This is a genomic window from Pseudomonas sp. FBCC-B1565 (assembly GCF_059133265.1).
Window position 1 is genome coordinate 5101758 of sequence record NZ_CP101438.1, and the last position, 16947, is coordinate 5118704.

The window sequence follows — 16947 nt, forward strand, 5'->3', positions numbered from 1 at the left end:
AATGCTGCAATTCGAAAACGTTTCCACTTTCTACGGCAAGATCCAGGCCCTGCACAGCGTCAACGTGGAAGTGCGCCAAGGTGAGATCGTTACGCTGATCGGTGCCAACGGTGCCGGCAAATCGACCCTGCTGATGACCTTGTGCGGGTCGCCCCAGGCCCATAGCGGCAGCATCCGCTACATGGGTGAAGAGCTGGTGGGGCAGCAGTCGTCCCACATCATGCGTAAAAGCATTGCGGTAGTGCCGGAAGGCCGCCGCGTGTTCTCGCGCCTGACGGTCGAAGAAAACCTCGCCATGGGCGGCTTCTTCACCGACAAGGGCGACTACCAGGAGCAGATGGACAAGGTGTTGCACCTGTTCCCTCGGCTCAAGGAACGCTTCAGCCAGCGCGGCGGCACTATGTCCGGCGGCGAGCAGCAAATGCTCGCCATCGGCCGGGCGCTGATGAGCAAGCCCAAGCTGTTGCTGCTGGACGAACCTTCCCTGGGCCTGGCGCCGATCATCATCCAGCAGATCTTCGACATCATCGAACAACTGCGCAAGGACGGTGTGACAGTGTTCCTGGTGGAGCAGAACGCCAACCAGGCCTTGAAGATTGCTGACCGCGCCTATGTGCTGGAAAACGGCCGGGTGGTGATGCAGGGCACGGGCGAGCAGTTGCTGACCGATCCGAAGGTGCGTGAGGCGTACCTCGGCGGCTAGGCGAACCGGCTCTGAAATGTGGGAGGGGCTTGCCCCTCCCATATTTGTTTCGCGTCGCCTGAAATTATTTTTGATCGACTTGTAACGGATTCCACCCTGCCGTCTCTAGTGGTACAAGCAGGCACTCAAGCCCGCCAACTCAACCCACTGCTGGAGATACACAATGACTACCAAACTGTCTGCCGCTACCCTCGTCCTGGCCCTCGGTTCTGCCCTGAGCCTGTCCACTCTGACCACCACCGCCCACGCTGCCGACGACATGCAGAAATGCTTCGGCGTCGCTGAAGCGGGCAAGAACGATTGCGCCGCGGGCGCCGGCACTTCCTGCGCCGGGACCTCGAAAGTCAAAGACCAGGCCAACGCCTGGAAACTGGTCCCTGCCGGCACCTGCCTCAAAACCCCAAGCTCCACCTCGCCGACCGGTTTCGGCCAGGAAGCGGCCTTCACCGCTAAATCCTGATCCCTCGCAAAACCTGAGTACTGATGATGACTCTTTCATCCCTGCAAGCCGTCTCCCAGGCTCAGGCGCCCGGCCTTCCCGGTCGGGCCGGACTGGGGCTCAAGCATGAGCACTTCGTTGAAGTGCTTGAGACCTCACCCGATATCGGTTTTTTTGAAGTGCACGCCGAAAACTACATGGTGGCCGGCGGCCCTTTTCATCATTACCTGGGGTTGATCCGCGCGCAGTACCCGCTGTCCTTGCACGGTGTGGGCTTGTCCATCGGTGGCGAAGCCCCGCCGGACCGTGACCACCTGGCACGGTTGGCGGCACTGATCGAGCGCTACCAACCTCACTCCTTTTCCGAACACCTGGCCTGGTCCAGCCACGGCCCGGTGTTCCTTAACGACCTACTGCCCCTGGCCTACGACCACGCCACCCTGCAACGGGTATGCGAACACGTCGACCAGGTGCAAAGCACACTCAGGCGGCCGATGCTGCTGGAAAACCCGTCGACCTACCTGCAATTCCAGTGCTCCACCCTGGACGAAACCGACTTCATCAGCGAAATCATCCGCCGTACCGGCTGTGGCTTGCTGCTGGACGTGAATAACGTCTACGTGTCGTGCATCAATCATCAACGTGATCCGCAGTCCTACATCGATGCCTTGCCGTTGCACGCGGTGGCAGAGATTCATCTGGCGGGGTTTGCCGAAGACACCGACAGCCTTGGCGACCGCTTGCTGATCGATGACCACGGCGCCCCTGTCGATAACGCCGTGTGGCAACTCTACGAGTCGGTACTGGCGCGCATCGGTCCAGTGGCAACGCTGATCGAGCGGGATAACCACCTGCCCGCGTTCAGCGTGCTGCAAGCCGAGGCCCGGCAAGCTGACAGGTATCTTTCACAGGTGACCCCATGAGCCGGCAAGACGCCTTCACCGCGGCCTTGTTGGCACCGGACCTGCCTTGCCCCGACGGCCTGTTCAGCAGCAATGGCGCCGAGCCAGCCAGCCGCTTCGCGGTGTACCGCAACAATGTGCACAGCTCATTGGTCAACGCGTTGGCTGCGGCTTATCCCGTGACGTTGCAGTTGGTGGGCGATGCGTTTTTCCGCGCGATGGCCGGCCTTTATGCACAGGCGCACCCGCCCACCAGCCCATTGATGAGCGGGTACGGTAGCGCGTTCGCCTGCTTCATCGAGGGGTTCGAACCGGCAGCCAGCGTGCCTTATCTCGCCGACATGGCCCGGCTGGAGCGCTTGCGGGTACAGGCCTACCACGCGGCAGACAGCCAACCCCTGGATCAACAGACCGTATTACAGGCACTGCAAAGTCAAACGGACCTGGGTGGGCTGCGCCTGCAATGGCACCCCTCCCTGGCCACGCTGGACTCAGCCTATGCAGTAGTAGCGCTGTGGGCGGCACACCAGACCGAGGGGAGCCTGGAAAACCTGGATCCCTGGCAGCCACAGAGTGCCCTGGTGTTGCGCCAGGGTCTGGAGGTCAAGGTATTCGCAGTCACCCCTGATGCTGTCGCGTTCATCAACAACCTGGCCCGGGGCGCGACCTTGGAAAACGCCGTGGAGCACGCGCTTGAGGCCGGCGCCGAGTTTGACCTGCACCAATGCCTGGCGCTGCTGATCAGCCACAACGCCATTACTCATTTGCATCCAGAACAAAAGGTATCGCCATGAACACTCGCCCTTCGGGCCTGATCAATCAGGTCATCGCGCTTTTCGAGCAAATTCCCTACAGCCTGATCGCCTTTCTCGCGCGCTTTTCGATTGCCGCGGTGTTCTGGAAATCCGGGCAAACCAAAGTCGAAGGCTTTGCCATAGACCTGGTCAACGGCACCTTCCAATTCGGTGAACCGCGCCTGGCCGCCTCGACGCTACCGCTGTTTCGCAGCGAATACCATGTGCCGTTGCTATCGCCGGAAGTCGCAGCGCACTTGGCTGCGTTTGCCGAGCACTTTTTCCCGGTGCTGATCCTTGTCGGGTTCGCCACGCGCTTCTCGGCCCTGGCCCTGGTCGGCATGACCCTGACCATTCAATTGTTTGTCTACCCGGACGCCTACCCAACCCATGGCACCTGGCTCGCGTTATTGCTGTTGCTGGTCGCAAAGGGCCCGGGTCGCTTGTCGATCGATCACCTGATCGCTCGCCGCTACCGTTAAAGGCGGTCCAGGGCTTCGCCGCTGCGCTTGAACCAATCCACCAGGTAGTCGGCCAACACCTGGGTGCGACGCGGCAAGCCGCCCTGATACGGATGCACCAGGTACATCGGCATGCTGCGCGTCTGATAATCGCGCAGGAGCCAACGCAGTCGGCCATCTGCCAATTCCGCCGGCAGCACGTAGGACGGCAACCGTGCAATACCCGCCCCCACCAGCGCGGCTTTTTTGAGCAGGTTGTAGTGGTTGGAGGCAAACGTGCCGCTGACTCGTACCCGCAGTAACTCGTGCTGTTGGTGGTACAACCACTCTTCACGGCCGCTGTAGTGGCTGTTGAGCAGGCAAGCATGACTGGCCAGGTCGGCTGGCGTCGCCGGTTCGCCGTGTTGCTCAAGATAAGCCGGGCTGGCGCAGGTCATCTCACGCCAGGCCAGCAACGGCTTGACCACCAGCCGCTCGTTCTCAATGGAGCCGGAGCGCACCCCCAGGTCGAACCCATCTCGCGCCAGGTCTCGATAGTTGTTATTAAGCTCCAGCTCGATCTGCACCTGCGGGTATTGCTTGGAAAACTCCAGCAGCAGCCCATCAAAAAAGGTTTCCCCCAAGGACACCGGCACCGTCATACGCACCGGCCCGGCAAGGTCGTCCTTGAGCCGGGCCAATGCCTGACGGGCGCGATCCACCTGTACCACCAGGGCCTGGGCCTGGGGCAACAAGGCCGCACCGGCTGCGGTCAGGCTGAGCTTGCGCGTGGTGCGGTGCAGCAACACCACAGAGAACCGCGCTTCCAGCTGGCTGATACGCTTGGACAATTGCCCTTTGCTACAGCCCAGTTGCTCGGCGGCGACGGTAAAACTGCCGGCTTCGATCAACACGGCGAAGGCCGCCAAGTCATCCATCTCGCTCATGGATTGTTTCCAAAAGAAAACCAAAGGTTGCCTATTAGTGCGTTTATCCAAGCAAAAAGCCACTCTAGACTGAACCTTCACTTACCCCTAGAGGAACAGCACCATGAAAATCCTATTGATTGGCGCCAGCGGCACCGTCGGCTCGGCGGTCAAGGCGGAACTGGCTCAGCGTCACGAGGTGATCAGCATCGGCCGCAGCAGCGGTGACTTCCAGGTGGATATCAGCGACAGCGCGTCGATCCGCAAGCTGTTCGAGCAGACCGGCAAGTTCGATGCCCTGGTCTGTGCGGCGGGCAGCGTAAACTTCGTGGCATTGGGCGAAATGAGCGAGAGCGATTTCGAGTTGGGCTTGCGTGACAAGCTGATGGGCCAGGTCAATCTGCTGCTGATCGGCCGTGAGTACGCCAACGATGGTGCTTCGTTCACCTTCACCAGCGGCATCCTCAACCGCGACCCGATCCGCACCGGCGCCTCGGCCGCACTGGTCAATGGTGCATTGGATGCGTTCGTCAAAGCCGCTGCCATCGAGCTGCCACGGGGCCTGCGCGTCAACGCCGTCAGCCCGACGGTTCTGGTGGAGGCCATGGGCAGCTACGCGCCGTATTTCCGTGGCTACAAACCGGCTGCTGGAGCCGACGTGGCATTGGCCTACGCCAAAAGTGTGGAGGGATTACAGACCGGTCAGACGTTTATCGTGGGTTGATTCCCGGCCGCTAATGGCGCCCCCAAGGCACCCACTTGATGAACAAGTCTTGAGGGACGCCCATTCGGACGTAAAACCCATCCAGAACACTTCTGACGACAGATGGTGTTGCACTCATCGCAAGGCCGTCGACGTAAATGCTCAATCGTTGGTTGATCGTCAACAACGAGATCGCCTTCAGACGCGCCCTCGCCTGCGGACTCAACTCTACATCGACCCAGACAACGCCCGGGTTGCTCGCCAGGTCTTGCTTGAGGTCAACGGTGATTGCCGCAAAATCGGTGGCGGACGAAAACTCCACCCGCGCCGGCTCGCCAGCCAGCGCAGAACTCGCTACCAGCAAAAAACCACAGAGACACCGTCGAAAGCCCATCGCCTTTCTCCTATCGAAAAAATGACGCTCTCATACATGCCTCGACCCGCCTGTACGAATATTCCTGATCCGACCGCAGGCAGACCTGCGTCAAACTATGTCATGGGCTTGTGATGCAGCGCCGGCCTGCGTAACGTGGCGGCACTTGTCTGGAGACCCGATAATGCGTGCCGCCAATACCCTATTCCTGTTTGCCCTGCTTCCGCTGTTCGCTGCCTGCCAGATGTTCGAGAGTGATCCTGCCAAGCCGTCGCTCGCCGGGCTGACCCGCATGCAGGGTGAACTCACTGCGGTCGGCGGCAAACTGCTGTTCCAGCCGTGCAACGACAAACGCAACTATGTGGTCAATGACACCGGTGGCACCAGCATCCTGCAGGAAGCGGCCTCCCTGGCCGGCCAGCAAGGCGCATTGTTTGCCGACCTGCGCGGCAAGTTCTCCGGGGTTGCCAGCGGCACCGAGGGCAGCGTCGACCTGCAACAACTCTACCGCGTCGAACGCTCCACCTCGGCCTGCGGCGACCCGGACTTCAAGCGCATGATCCTGCGCGCCAACGGCCACAAGCCGACCTGGGTGATGAACGTCACCGCCAAGGGCCTGGTGCTGGATCGCGAAGGCCAGCCGCCACTGGCCGTGCCTTATGTGGAAGAGCAAATCGGTGACGGCCGCTTCAACCTGATGACCGAGGCCAACAATCAGCACGTGGAATTGTGGGTAGCGCCGCAGCGTTGTGTCGACCCGGTCAGTGGCAGTTTGCAGCACATGACCGCCGAGTTGCGCGTCAATGGCCAGGTACAGCGCGGTTGCGCATCGTTCGGCGGCTCGCGCGACGACTGACGCGACGCCATGCTGTTTTAACATGACGGGAAACGGTCATTGGGGCTTATAATCGCCGGTTTGCAAAACAGCCGGCCTCTCTGCCCGCCGCCTACCGGATCCCGTCATGTTACGAATCACCGAACTCAAGCTGCCCATCGACCATCCCGAAGAAGACCTGCGGCCTGCCATCGTGCAGCGCCTGGGCATCGCCAGTGATGACCTGCTCGATTTCACCCTGTTCAAACGCAGCTACGATGCGCGCAAGAAGTCGTCGGAGCTGTGCTTCATCTACACCATCGACTTGAACGTAGAGGGCGAAGCCGCCCTGCTGCTCAAGTTTGCCGATGACCGCAACGTCAACCCGGCGCCGGATGTCAGCTACAAGGTCGTAGGCCATGCACCGCAAGGCCTGACCGAACGCCCGATCGTCGTCGGCTTTGGCCCGTGCGGGATCTTCGCCGGGCTGTTGCTGGCCCAGATGGGCTTCAAGCCGATCATCCTCGAGCGTGGCAAGGAAGTGCGCCAGCGCACCAAGGACACCTGGGGCCTGTGGCGCAAAAGCGTGCTCAACCCCGAGTCCAACGTGCAGTTCGGTGAAGGCGGCGCCGGGACCTTTTCCGACGGCAAGCTGTACAGCCAGATCAAGGACCCGAAATTCCACGGCCGCAAAGTGCTGCACGAGTTCGTCAAGGCCGGTGCGCCGGAAGAAATCCTCTACGTCAGCAAACCGCATATCGGTACGTTCCGCCTGACCGGCGTGGTGGAAAACATGCGCGAGCAGATCATCGCCCTGGGCGGTGAGGTGCGCTTCGAGCAACGAGTGACCGATGTGCTGATCGAAGACGGCCAGTTGAACGGTGTCGTCATCGATGGCGGCGAGCAGATCCTCTCCAAACACGTGATCCTGGCCCTGGGGCACAGTGCCCGCGATACGTTCCGCATGCTCCACTCCCGTGGCGTGTACATGGAAGCCAAACCGTTCTCGGTAGGGTTCCGTATCGAACACCCGCAATCACTGATCGACGCCGCGCGCCTGGGCAAATACGCCGGCCACCCGAAACTCGGTGCCGCCGACTACAAGCTGGTGCACCATGCCAAGAACGGCCGCTCGGTCTACAGCTTCTGCATGTGCCCAGGCGGCACCGTGGTGGCGGCGACTTCCGAGCCGAACCGCGTGGTCACCAACGGCATGAGCCAATACTCGCGCAACGAGCGCAACGCCAACTCCGGCATCGTGGTCGGCATCACCCCAGAGGTGGATTACCCAGGCGGCCCGTTGGCGGGTATCGAGTTGCAGGAACGCCTGGAGTCCCACGCCTATATCCTCGGCGGCAGCAACTACGAAGCCCCGGCACAGTTGGTGGGCGATTTCATCGCCGGCAAGCCTTCCACCGTGATGGGTAGCGTGGAGCCTTCCTACAAACCAGGCGTGTCTCTTGGCGATTTGGCCCTGGCCTTGCCGGACTTCGCCATCGAAGCGATCCGTGAAGCGTTGCCAGCGTTCGAGAAGCAGATCAAGGGCTACTCGTTGCACGACGCGGTATTGACGGGCATCGAGACGCGCACCTCATCACCGTTGCGGATCACCCGGAACGAATCGATGCAGAGTTTGAACGTGAAAGGACTGTTCCCCGCCGGTGAAGGTGCTGGTTATGCCGGTGGGATTCTGTCGGCGGGCGTGGATGGGATTCGGATTGCCGAGGCGTTGGCTCGGGATATGTTGGGCCTGGAAGCCTGACACATTGCCTTGCCGGCGATGGCGTCTTCAAGATCGCCATCGCCGGCAAGCCGGGCTCCTACAAGGTTAAATGTTTGCGCGCAGGATGCTGTCCGGCAACGGCTCGCCCTGTTCGACACTGGCTGCAACAGCCGCAATCAAACCGTCCAACGCATAGCCCTGCCCCGCCAGCCAGGCCTGGTCGTAATAGGTTGTGGCATACCGCTCACCTCCATCACACAAAATCGCCACGATCGATCCCGACTCTCCTGCCGCCTTCATCTGCTGCGCCGCCACCAGGGCGCCAATCAGGTTAGTCCCGCTGGAACCACCAACCCGTCGTCCCAGCCGTTCAGCCAGGTAATGCATGGCCGCCAACGACAGCGCGTCCGGCACCTTGACCATCGCATCGATGACCTTGGGCAAAAACGACGCCTCGACCCGTGGTCGGCCAATGCCTTCAATCCGCGAACCACAGTCCAGACGCAAGCTGGCATCACCACTCTGGTAGAAATCAAAGAACACCGAACGCTCGGCATCGGCACACAACACGCGGGTGCAATGCTGGCGATAGCGCACATAACGACCGAGGGTGGCGGTGGTGCCGCCGGTGCCAGGGCTGGAGATCAGCCAACTCGGCTCCGGATGCTGCTCGAAACGCATCTGCTGGAAGATCGACTCGGCGATGTTGTTGTTCGCCCGCCAGTCAGTGGCGCGTTCGGCGTAGGTGAACTGGTCCATGAAATGACCACCGCTTTCTCGCGCCAGGCGTTCTGATTCGGCGTAGATCTGCGTCGGATCCTGTACCAGGTGGCTCTTGCCGCCGTAGAAGGCAATCTGTGCGATTTTTTCCTGGGACGTGGTAGCCGGCATTACCGCAATAAACGGCAAACCCAGCAGTCGGGCAAAGTAGGCCTCGGAAATCGCCGTCGAGCCGCTGGACGCTTCGATCACCGGCGCGCCAGGTTTGAGCCAGCCATTACACAATGCGTACAGGAACAACGAGCGGGCCAGCCGATGCTTCAGGCTGCCGGTGGGATGGCTGGACTCGTCCTTGAAGTACAACTCGATGCCTGGCAAGCCTGGTAGCGGCAAGGGAATCAGGTGCGTGTCGGCGCTGCGCTGGAAGTCTGCTTCAATGATACGAATGGCTTCGCGGGCCCAGGGACGGTGGTCGCTCATGGAGAGTTTCTCTGAAGGTGTCAGCCCTGATTTTAGGGGGTTTCCTACAGACCACACAGATACAGTACCGACGCAATCGGACACACAATTGCTAGGCTTAGCCGCAACATCACCCCAGCCAGCCTCTTATAACAAATAAGAATATAACTTTTGTTTTAACAACTAACGGTACGGGTTAGGGTACCCACCTATTGAACCTGGATTGGAGAGCATCCCTTGCCTCTGCGTAGCACTTTCACCCGTTTCTTCCAGCTGGAAGCCGCCAGCGGTCTGTTGTTGATCGCGGCTGCGGCCTTGGCGCTGATCATCAACAATTCACCTTTGTCGCACCTGTACAGCGCGTTTCTCGATGTACCGGTGGTGGCGCAGATCGGCGCGCTGAAAATTGCCAAGCCCGCCCTGCTGTGGATCAACGATGGCCTGATGGCCCTGTTCTTCCTGCTGATCGGCCTGGAGGTCAAGCGCGAGCTGCTCGACGGCCACCTGTCCAAGCCCTCGCAAGTGGTACTGCCCGGCGCAGCCGCCATCGGCGGCATGGTGGTGCCGGCGCTGATCTACTGGGCGATCAACAAGGACTACCCTGCGGCGCTTTCCGGCTGGGCGATTCCCATGGCCACCGACATTGCCTTCGCCCTCGGCGTGCTGGCCCTGCTGGGCAAGCGCGTGCCGGTGTCGCTGAAGCTGTTCCTGATGACCCTGGCGATCATTGACGACCTCGGTGCAATCATCGTGATTGCCGTGTTCTATTCCGCCGATTTGTCCGGTGCCGCCCTGGCGGGTGCGGGCGCCTGCCTGATTGCGTTGATCGCGATGAACCGCCTGGGCGTGATCAAGCTCGGGCCGTACCTGATCGTCGGGCTGATCCTGTGGGTATGCGTGCTCAAGAGCGGCGTACACGCGACGCTGGCCGGTGTGACATTGGCGTTCTGCATCCCGATGCGCACCAAAAACGCCGAGCCCTCGCCGCTGCTCACGCTGGAGCATGCCCTGCACCCGTGGGTGGCTTACGGCATCCTGCCGTTGTTCGCTTTTGCCAACGCTGGCGTGTCCCTGACCGGCGTGAGCCTGGAAAGCTTCACCCACCACGTGCCCATGGGTATCGCCGCGGGCCTGCTGATCGGCAAGACCATCGGTGTGTTCGGCCTTACCTGGCTGGCCATCAAGACTGGCCTGGCCGCCCTGCCCAGCGGGGCGAACTGGGGCCAGGTGTTTGGCGTGGCGATCCTGTGCGGTATCGGCTTTACCATGAGCCTGTTCGTTGGCTCGCTGGCATTCGTACCGGGGGCCAGTGAGTTTGCCGGGGAAGACCGGATGGGGATTTTGACCGGGTCGATATTGGCGGCGTGTATTGGGTATGCGGTGACGGCAATGGCGAGTCGTAAAAAGGCCGCACCTCAGGTTTGAATTTGACAGCCTCGAAAACCAAAAACCCCAACCAGTCACCCGGTTGGGGTTTTGTATTTCTACACCCGACGTTTAGCGAGTAACGCGGCTGGTACCGTCAACGGTCATGATGCGTACGCGGTCGCCGATGCGGAAGATTTCATTTTCCTGCACAGCCTGCACGTAGGCACGCATGCTGCCGTCGTCTTCGCGGACAGTGATTTCCACACCCTGGGTGCGGGTCAGGCCTTCTTCGGTGGCAGAGCCCAGCAGGCCGCCGGCGACGGCGCCGATCACGGCGGTCACGATGCTGCCACGGCCACCGCCGATGGCACTGCCGCCAACACCGCCGATGACTGCACCTGCAGCGCCGCCGATTGGGGTCTTGGTGCCTTCGATTTTCACCGGACGCAGGGATTCGATGGTACCCATGCGCACGGTCTGGACACGACGCGCCTCGTCACGGGAGTACGAGTCGCCGGTCAGACTCGAGGCGCAGCCACCCAGCAGCAAAGACAGGGTGGTAAAGCAGGCAACCAGTAAAACAGACTTACGCATAGCATCAACTCCAAAGGACAGGTGGTCATTAAACGCTGCAGCTTGACGCCTGTCACGGCAAGCACCGCAGAAAATTGCTTTCATTCAGCCTTAGTACAGACTGCCCACACCAGAAAAACAGACGAACGGTAGCGCTGTTCTCTCAACCGGGATCTTCATGGATTACTTCATCATTGTAGTCGCAACCCTTGCCGGCCTGTATTTCCACGGCTGGTTGTACCTGCGCATCCGGCGCTGGATCGACCGCGACCTGGCACTATCCATGGCGGGCAATGATCTGGAGAAGCGTGCCTTCATGCTCAACCAACTGGAGCAGGCCCGAGCATTGAAGATCAAACGGTCCGACTTGCCGAACTGGCTGAAGAATGCGGCACAGCAGTACACGCCCGAAGCCTCTGTTCAAAAGACTTCGGGGTGATGGGCAACATTCAAGCGAAGTGACGAAAGGTGCAGCTCAGGGTGCCAGGCGTTCGCGGGTCCAGTCGGCCCCTTGCAGGCGATAGTTCAGGCGGTCATGCAAGCGGCTGGCACGGCCCTGCCAGAACTCGATGCGTTCGGGTAACAGGCGATAGCCACCCCAGTGCTCCGGGCAGTCAGGCTGGGTATCGCTGAAACGCTGCTCGGTAGCCTTGAGCAGGTCCTGCAGCTCTTCCCGGTCACGGATGACCTGACTTTGCGGAGACGCCCATGCCCCCAGGCGGCTGCCCAAGGGACGAACCTGGTAATAAGCATCCGACTCTTCAGGCGTGACCTTCACCACCCGACCCTCAATGCGCACTTGGCGCTCCAGGGTCGGCCAGAAAAACGTCATGGCTGCAAACGGCCGCGCCGCAAGCTGTTGGCCCTTGGCGCTCTGATAATTGGTGAAGAAGGTAAAGCCCTGCGCATCCAGGCCCTTGAGCAACAGGATGCGGCAGTGCGGGCGACCGTCCTGGTCGGCCGTGGCCAAGGTCATGGCATTGGCCTCCACCGGTGGCTGCTCGGTTTTCACCGCGTCGGCAAACCACTGGTGGAACAAGGCAAACGGCTCGCTCGGGGCCTGGGCCTCGCTCAAGCCATCCCGTGTGTAGTCACGGCGCATATCGGCCAGTGCCTGGGTCATGCAGCTTTATCCTTCTGGTTCAGCGGATCAGTTTTTCGCCTGGTCGTTTGCCGGTGCAGCGGCCTTGGCTTTGGCGGGTGCCGCTTTTTTAGCCGCTGGCTTGGCCGGGGCTTTCTTGGCCGCTGGCTTGGCAGCCGCTTTCTTGGCGGTCGAAGCTTTCTTGGCCGGGGCCTTGGCGGCTGGAGCCGGGGCTGGAACGTCCTGCACCGCAACCATTTCGGCGACAGGCGGGGTTTTACCCGACTGATACTTGCTCAGCAGCGCCAGCATGGTGGTGCGCTGGGTGAACATGATTTCCATGCGACGGTTCAGGGCGCGGCCCTGGCTGCTGTCGTTGGCCGCACGTGGCATCAGGTCGCCCATGCCGCGCAGCATCAGACGGTCTTGCTTCAAGCCGCTGAGGCTGAAGATCGAGGCGATGGACTGTGCACGCTCCTTGGTCAGCGCCTGGCTGGCCGGGGCGGTGCCGGTGGCATCGACGTGGCCCAGTACCAGCACGGCAGTCTTCGGATCGGCTTCAACCGCCTTGGCAACCCGGGTGAACGGACCGAGGGTGACCGGCAGCAGCATGGCCGGCCGTTTCGGGTTGTAGGAACCATCAACCGGGGCAATCACCACAAGGACGTTATCGCGACGCTCGAGTTGCAGGTTGCTGTCCTTGATGGCCGCGCGCAGACGCGGCTCATAGTCGTCCAGCCAGGCTTGGGTGATTTTCGGGTCGGGCATCGGCACGTTGGTCACGTCGACCTTGGCCAATGGTTTGGGTTTGCTTTCGAACGGCCACCACCAGTGGGTTTCGGTGTCGGTCTTGGCAACCGCTGGTGCAGGTTCTGCGGCCTTGAGGTCGGCTTTCAGGTCGGCCTTGGCATCGGCAGCCTTTTCGTCGGCGGTCTTGGAAGAGAATGGCCACCAGCTGGAACCGGTGTCAGCCTTGGCGGCTGGAGCCGGGGTTGGCGCAGCAGCCGCAGCGGCTACCGGTGCGGCAGGCTTGGCGCCGGCAGCCGGCTTGGCGTCCGGTTTAGCCTCCGGCTTGGCATCGGCTTGGGTCACTGCGTCCTTGGTCGTGGCCTTATCGGATCCAAATGACCACCAATGCCCGCCCTCGGCATCATTTTGTGGAGTTTGTGCGCAACCGGTAATAGTGAGGCATAGCGCAAGAGCCAAGGACTTGTTCGATAACATGAGATATCCACAAAATGAGAAAAAACCAGGGATCTAAATGATCCGTTAAACAGACGCTTGTAGATGAATAAAGTTACGACTATTCCTACAGCGTCTTCTTATAGTTGCCTTTGTAACAAAAAAACGTGAAACAGCAAGGGGTTTACAGACAACCGGCCAATATTCTGACCAACTTCTGTGCCCGCGGGTCCATAAGTACATAAGGTCCGAGTGTATTAGTCACGAAACCGAACGCTACATCATGTTCAGGATCGGCAAACCCCACCGAACCGCCAGCGCCCGGATGCCCGAACGCACGTGGGCCAAGGCCGAAGGTGGCATTGGCCAACTGCGGCTGATCCAACATGCAGCCGAGGCCGAAACGGGTTTGTGTCAATAATGTTTTATCCGGGCCGATGCTGTGCTCGCGGGTCAATTGTTCGAGCATGTCGGCCTCCAGCAAACTACCGTCCAACAATCCACTATAAAAACCCGCCAGGCTGCGCGCATTGCCGTGACCATTTGCCGCCGGCTGCTGCATACGGCGCCATTCGGGTTTATTAGTGCTGGTCAGAATAGACGGTGGATTGGCAAATGCACGGGTGGTCATGGCCGTCGGTTCGCGCATCATTACTTGCAGTAAACGTTGCGCGGCTTCATCGCCCATATTGCCTTTGCTGCGCGCTATATGGGCCACGCGATAAAACTCTTCGTCCGCCAGGCCCACATGGAAGTCCAAGCCCAATGGCCGTGCGACCCGCGCCACGATGGACTCTCCCGGCCCGCGACCATCGGCACGCCGCAGCAACTCACCGACCAGCCAGCCGTAGGTGATCGCCTCGTAGCCATGGCCCTGGCCCGGCGTCCACCAGGGAGCTTCTGCCGCCAGGGTGTCGACCATCAATTGCCAGTCGTACAGGGCTTCGGTAGGCAGCATTTCGCGGATCGCCGGCAAACCGGCCTGGTGGCACAGCAACTGGCGCAGGGTGACTGTTTCTTTCCCGGCAGCGGCGAATTCCGGCCAGTAATTGGCGACCGGCGCATCCAGTTGCAATTTGCCTTCGGCCACCAATTGCAGGGCCGTGACGGCGGTGAAGGTCTTGGTGCAGGAGAACAGGTTGACGATGGTGTCGCTGTGCCAGGCCTCGGCGCCGTCCTTGTCGGCGGTGCCGGCCCACAGGTCGACGACCGTTTCGCCGCCGATCTGGATGCAGAGCCCGGCACCACGCTCCTGCGGGTCATCGAACAACGCGGCGAACGCTTCACGTACCGCTTCGAACTGGAGTTCGTAATGACCCTGGATCTGCACCTGAGCGCCCTCGGAAAACATCGAAAAAAGTGGCCGACATTGTTCCAGCCCTGGTGGGTTTTGTGAACCCGTCAGCGCTCAATCAATGACCATTCCCGGAGTGCCCGCCTGCATGCCCGGCGCCCTGCCCCGGGCCTTTGCCTTCATGCCCGGCCCTGCCACCTTCGCTTTCACGCGCGGCGCCTGCCGCCTTGGCCTTTTGCGCTTCCTTGCCCAGCTGGTCGACGGCTGCCAAGTTGCTTTTGCGCACGCTGTCGACAAAACCCTGAAACGGTACGTCGGTGATACCGACCAGGCCAAAGTGGCCATTCTCACCGTCCAGCAGACGCCCGGTCACCGGCTGGTCCAGGTACTGGAACCAGTGCACGCCGACAATCGACGGCTCGGCCATGGCCTGCTTGAGGAAGTTGGCATACGCCGCGCCGCGATCTTCTTCCCTGGCCAACTGCGTCACGCCGCCCCAGAACGGCCCACGGTCGGCCGAGCCGAAGTTGAATTCGGTGATCAGCACCGGCTTGTCCAACGCCCGCAACGCGGCGAAGTCGTAACCGTCCTGGGGTTTGAGGGTATACATATTGAAACTCAACACATCGCAATATTGCGCACAGGAGGCCACGGCTTCCGGCGTGCTGACCGCATAACGGCCGCCCAGCAGCAGTTGATGGGGCGCATGCCATTTCAACGAGTCGGAAATGGTCTTGAAGTAGGCATCGGCGAAGGTCTTCTGGAAGTATTTGAAGTCCGCCTCGATTTCCGGGTGCTCGGGATTCGGCATCGGCGGTTCGAAGCCCGGGTCCTCCATCAGCTCCCAGCCCTTCAACTCGATGCCCCAGGCTTTCGACAAACCTTCTTCGTTGCGGTACTTGTCGCGCAGTTGCTTGAGGAACGCGCGCTTGGCCGGCACGTCGGTGGTCATGCGCAGCGTGCCGTACGCCAAGGCGTAGCGGGATTTCGGATCATCGCCGGGGCCGGCCCAGGCCAGCTCGTTGTCGGCAAAAAAGCCGATCAACCACGGGTCATCGCGGTGGTCACGGGCGGCAATCGCCACGGCGCGCTCGGTGGCCATGGCGAAGCGCGGGTCGAACGGGTCGGGCATGCCGCCCCACCAGTCAGTGCCGGTGCTGATGCTGGCGTAATCGCCGACGATCGACAGCGGCAAAGTGTAGGGAACCCGGTCAGCGGTGGCCAGACTCTCGTCGCTCCAATTGCCGACGGTGTTGAAACCCCAGGCCTGCAAGCGATCGAGGGTGTGAGTGACCCAGCGTTTCTGGTCGAAGCCATCACCGCCATAGGTGCGCTGCAAGTTGGCGCCGTAAAAGTCATACCAACGCCCGGCACCAAAGCCACGGCCTTCCCCCGCGCCGTTACCGCTGCGGTTGTCGCCGCTGCCGTAGTACTTATCGAACGGTTCGCCGCCCTTGGGCAGCGCGGTGAACATCCACTCACGGCCGGCCACATAGGTCTGGCTGTTGTCCGGGGCCACGGTATTGACGCCCAGGGAGTAGAACGGATGCCCTTCCGGCGTCACCAGGTACCAGCGCCCATCGCGCTTCTCGGTACGGAAAAACCCGCTGGCATCGAATGCCGGGCCTTTGTTCCAGCCGCCGTATTGATCCAAAGCGGATTTATCCCGCGTGGCCAGCCAGCCCTGGAGCTGCTGTTGCTCCTTGGCCGCAGCGGCCTTGAGTTGTTCGTCACTGCTGACCTTTTCCGGCCACCGCGCACGGGTGGATTGACCATAGGCGTCCACCAGCTCGCTGTAGGCCGCCTTCAGCACCGGCTCGCTGTCCTGCACGCCAAAGCGCTCCAGCAGGATGCTTTGGGCGGCGTTGGGCTTGAGCATCGACACCGTCACCGACACCACCTGGCTGCGGTCGATTTCGCCTGCACTGCTGGCCAGCAGCACACGCTGGCCGTCCACAATGATCGGCATCGGTGGGCCGGCCTTCATGCCCTGGCTCAGCGGCGAGTTGGCCTGCAGAGGAACCAGCAAGGTCTGGGCCGGGCCGGCCGGCAGGTCGATGCGGCTGACCAGGGTCTTGCCATCCGCGCTCTGCACCTTGACGTAGAGGGTCAATGCCCAGTCCATCGCACTCTGGATACGCAGGCTCATGGCACCCGACTGGGACCAGTCCCAGGTGCCGGTCTGCGGGCTCAGCACCAGGCTCGGTTCGGCGGCCGGGTTGAATGTGATGCGGCGCAGCACTTCGCCCTCAGGGGTTTGTTCGGCGTTGTATTGCGGCAGGCTGGCGTCCAGGGTCGCCACCTTGACCACATCGGCAGGCCGGACGAAGTTGAACAAAGTCTGTTGCCCAGCGGGCGCGGCCATCAAGGGCGCGGCAAACAGCAGGGCAAAAACGGCGGGCAGCGTGCGAATCATACGAACAAGGTTCTCCCAGACGGCCGATGAATGGCCT

At 61.2% G+C, this 16947-nt stretch carries 18 protein-coding genes; 10 read left to right on the plus strand and 8 right to left on the minus strand.

The features are described from left to right. Position 1 precedes the first annotated feature (1 nt). The 5 genes from NL123_RS23625 (at position 2) to NL123_RS23645 (ending at position 3320) form a co-directional block, all read left to right on the plus strand. Complete coding sequence (locus NL123_RS23625; protein WP_017844798.1) at positions 2-703, plus strand: ABC transporter ATP-binding protein; 702 nt, start codon at positions 2-4, stop codon at positions 701-703. Positions 704-866: 163 nt separating this feature from the next. Beyond that, positions 867-1163, plus strand: a complete 297-nt coding sequence (locus tag NL123_RS23630; RefSeq protein ID WP_248486711.1) for a BufA1 family periplasmic bufferin-type metallophore — start codon at positions 867-869, stop codon at positions 1161-1163. Between the two features lie 23 nt (positions 1164-1186). Next, positions 1187-2065 carry an MNIO family bufferin maturase gene (bufB, locus tag NL123_RS23635; RefSeq protein WP_248486710.1) on the plus strand — a complete coding sequence of 293 codons (879 nt, stop codon included), beginning with the start codon at positions 1187-1189 and terminating at the stop codon, positions 2063-2065. After that, the gene (locus NL123_RS23640) at positions 2062-2838 is read left to right on the plus strand and encodes an HvfC/BufC N-terminal domain-containing protein (RefSeq protein ID WP_248486709.1); all 777 of its coding nucleotides are present in this window, start codon (positions 2062-2064) and stop codon (positions 2836-2838) included. The genes bufB and NL123_RS23640 overlap by 4 nt, the downstream gene beginning before the upstream one ends. Next, positions 2835-3320, plus strand: coding sequence for a DoxX family protein (locus NL123_RS23645; protein ID WP_248486708.1), 486 nt, complete (start codon positions 2835-2837; stop codon positions 3318-3320). Before NL123_RS23640 ends, NL123_RS23645 begins: the two co-directional genes overlap by 4 nt. On the opposite strand, the gene NL123_RS23650 is transcribed toward NL123_RS23645, so the two are convergent. After that, positions 3317-4225 (minus strand): LysR family transcriptional regulator, encoded by a 909-nt coding sequence (locus tag NL123_RS23650; RefSeq protein ID WP_058425236.1) that lies wholly within the window; start codon positions 4223-4225, stop codon positions 3317-3319. The genes NL123_RS23645 and NL123_RS23650 overlap by 4 nt on opposite strands. Positions 4226-4328: 103 nt before the next feature. Between NL123_RS23650 and NL123_RS23655 the strand changes: the two genes are divergently transcribed. Further along, entirely contained in the window at positions 4329-4928 is a 600-nt protein-coding gene (locus NL123_RS23655) for a short chain dehydrogenase (protein ID WP_248486707.1), read from the plus strand. Positions 4929-4938: 10 nt separating this feature from the next. Here NL123_RS23655 and NL123_RS23660 read toward each other — a convergent pair whose 3' ends face one another. After that, positions 4939-5301, minus strand: coding sequence for a hypothetical protein (locus NL123_RS23660; protein WP_248486706.1), 363 nt, complete (start codon positions 5299-5301; stop codon positions 4939-4941). A gap of 163 nt (positions 5302-5464) precedes the next feature. Here NL123_RS23660 and NL123_RS23665 point away from each other — a divergent pair, with 163 nt between their 5' ends. Then, the gene (locus tag NL123_RS23665) at positions 5465-6136 is read left to right on the plus strand and encodes a COG3650 family protein (protein WP_248486704.1); all 672 of its coding nucleotides are present in this window, start codon (positions 5465-5467) and stop codon (positions 6134-6136) included. A gap of 106 nt (positions 6137-6242) precedes the next feature. Beyond that, positions 6243-7856: an NAD(P)/FAD-dependent oxidoreductase gene (locus tag NL123_RS23670; protein ID WP_248486702.1), complete on the plus strand. Its 1614-nt coding sequence runs from the start codon at positions 6243-6245 to the stop codon at positions 7854-7856. A 66-nt stretch (positions 7857-7922) separates the two neighbouring features. Here the strand turns inward: NL123_RS23670 and NL123_RS23675 are convergent, their stop codons facing one another. After that, positions 7923-9017 (minus strand): PLP-dependent cysteine synthase family protein, encoded by a 1095-nt coding sequence (locus NL123_RS23675; protein WP_494356475.1) that lies wholly within the window; start codon positions 9015-9017, stop codon positions 7923-7925. 216 nt (positions 9018-9233) lie between these two features. Between NL123_RS23675 and nhaA the strand changes: the two genes are divergently transcribed. Then, positions 9234-10421, plus strand: a complete 1188-nt coding sequence (gene nhaA, locus NL123_RS23680) for a Na+/H+ antiporter NhaA (RefSeq protein ID WP_248486699.1) — start codon at positions 9234-9236, stop codon at positions 10419-10421. A gap of 72 nt (positions 10422-10493) precedes the next feature. On the opposite strand, the gene NL123_RS23685 is transcribed toward nhaA, so the two are convergent. Next, positions 10494-10958, minus strand: coding sequence for an outer membrane lipoprotein (locus NL123_RS23685; protein WP_003189251.1), 465 nt, complete (start codon positions 10956-10958; stop codon positions 10494-10496). 157 nt (positions 10959-11115) lie between these two features. On the opposite strand from NL123_RS23685, the gene NL123_RS23690 reads away from it, so the two are divergent. Next, complete coding sequence (locus NL123_RS23690) at positions 11116-11376, plus strand: hypothetical protein (RefSeq protein WP_494356476.1); 261 nt, start codon at positions 11116-11118, stop codon at positions 11374-11376. Positions 11377-11412: 36 nt separating this feature from the next. Here the strand turns inward: NL123_RS23690 and pdxH are convergent, their stop codons facing one another. The 4 genes from pdxH to NL123_RS23710 all read right to left on the minus strand — a co-directional run bounded on the left by pdxH (position 11413) and on the right by NL123_RS23710 (position 16910). Next, positions 11413-12060: a pyridoxamine 5'-phosphate oxidase gene (gene pdxH, locus NL123_RS23695; RefSeq protein WP_248486695.1), complete on the minus strand. Its 648-nt coding sequence runs from the start codon at positions 12058-12060 to the stop codon at positions 11413-11415. A 27-nt stretch (positions 12061-12087) separates the two neighbouring features. Continuing rightward, complete coding sequence (locus NL123_RS23700; RefSeq protein ID WP_248486693.1) at positions 12088-13242, minus strand: OmpA family protein; 1155 nt, start codon at positions 13240-13242, stop codon at positions 12088-12090. 142 nt (positions 13243-13384) lie between these two features. Continuing rightward, on the minus strand, positions 13385-14530 hold the full coding sequence (locus NL123_RS23705; protein WP_494358337.1) for a serine hydrolase domain-containing protein: 1146 nt from the start codon (positions 14528-14530) through the stop codon (positions 13385-13387). 82 nt (positions 14531-14612) lie between these two features. After that, entirely contained in the window at positions 14613-16910 is a 2298-nt protein-coding gene (locus tag NL123_RS23710; RefSeq protein ID WP_494356477.1) for a beta-galactosidase, read from the minus strand. Positions 16911-16947 lie beyond the last annotated feature (37 nt).

Coding starts and splice junctions, on each gene's coding strand:
- NL123_RS23710 (WP_494356477.1), bottom strand. CDS start 16,910: ATGATTCGCACGCTGCCCGCCGTTTTTGCCCTGCTGTTTGCCGCGCCC.
- NL123_RS23630 (WP_248486711.1), top strand. CDS start 867: ATGACTACCAAACTGTCTGCCGCTACCCTCGTCCTGGCCCTCGGTTCT.
- NL123_RS23685 (WP_003189251.1), bottom strand. CDS start 10,958: ATGCGTAAGTCTGTTTTACTGGTTGCCTGCTTTACCACCCTGTCTTTG.
- NL123_RS23655 (WP_248486707.1), top strand. CDS start 4,329: ATGAAAATCCTATTGATTGGCGCCAGCGGCACCGTCGGCTCGGCGGTC.
- NL123_RS23670 (WP_248486702.1), top strand. CDS start 6,243: ATGTTACGAATCACCGAACTCAAGCTGCCCATCGACCATCCCGAAGAA.
- NL123_RS23640 (WP_248486709.1), top strand. CDS start 2,062: ATGAGCCGGCAAGACGCCTTCACCGCGGCCTTGTTGGCACCGGACCTG.
- NL123_RS23665 (WP_248486704.1), top strand. CDS start 5,465: ATGCGTGCCGCCAATACCCTATTCCTGTTTGCCCTGCTTCCGCTGTTC.
- NL123_RS23700 (WP_248486693.1), bottom strand. CDS start 13,242: ATGTTATCGAACAAGTCCTTGGCTCTTGCGCTATGCCTCACTATTACC.
- bufB (WP_248486710.1), top strand. CDS start 1,187: ATGATGACTCTTTCATCCCTGCAAGCCGTCTCCCAGGCTCAGGCGCCC.
- pdxH (WP_248486695.1), bottom strand. CDS start 12,060: ATGACCCAGGCACTGGCCGATATGCGCCGTGACTACACACGGGATGGC.
- NL123_RS23690 (WP_494356476.1), top strand. CDS start 11,116: ATGGATTACTTCATCATTGTAGTCGCAACCCTTGCCGGCCTGTATTTC.
- NL123_RS23650 (WP_058425236.1), bottom strand. CDS start 4,225: ATGAGCGAGATGGATGACTTGGCGGCCTTCGCCGTGTTGATCGAAGCC.
- NL123_RS23645 (WP_248486708.1), top strand. CDS start 2,835: ATGAACACTCGCCCTTCGGGCCTGATCAATCAGGTCATCGCGCTTTTC.
- NL123_RS23625 (WP_017844798.1), top strand. CDS start 2: ATGCTGCAATTCGAAAACGTTTCCACTTTCTACGGCAAGATCCAGGCC.
- NL123_RS23660 (WP_248486706.1), bottom strand. CDS start 5,301: ATGGGCTTTCGACGGTGTCTCTGTGGTTTTTTGCTGGTAGCGAGTTCT.
- NL123_RS23675 (WP_494356475.1), bottom strand. CDS start 9,017: ATGAGCGACCACCGTCCCTGGGCCCGCGAAGCCATTCGTATCATTGAA.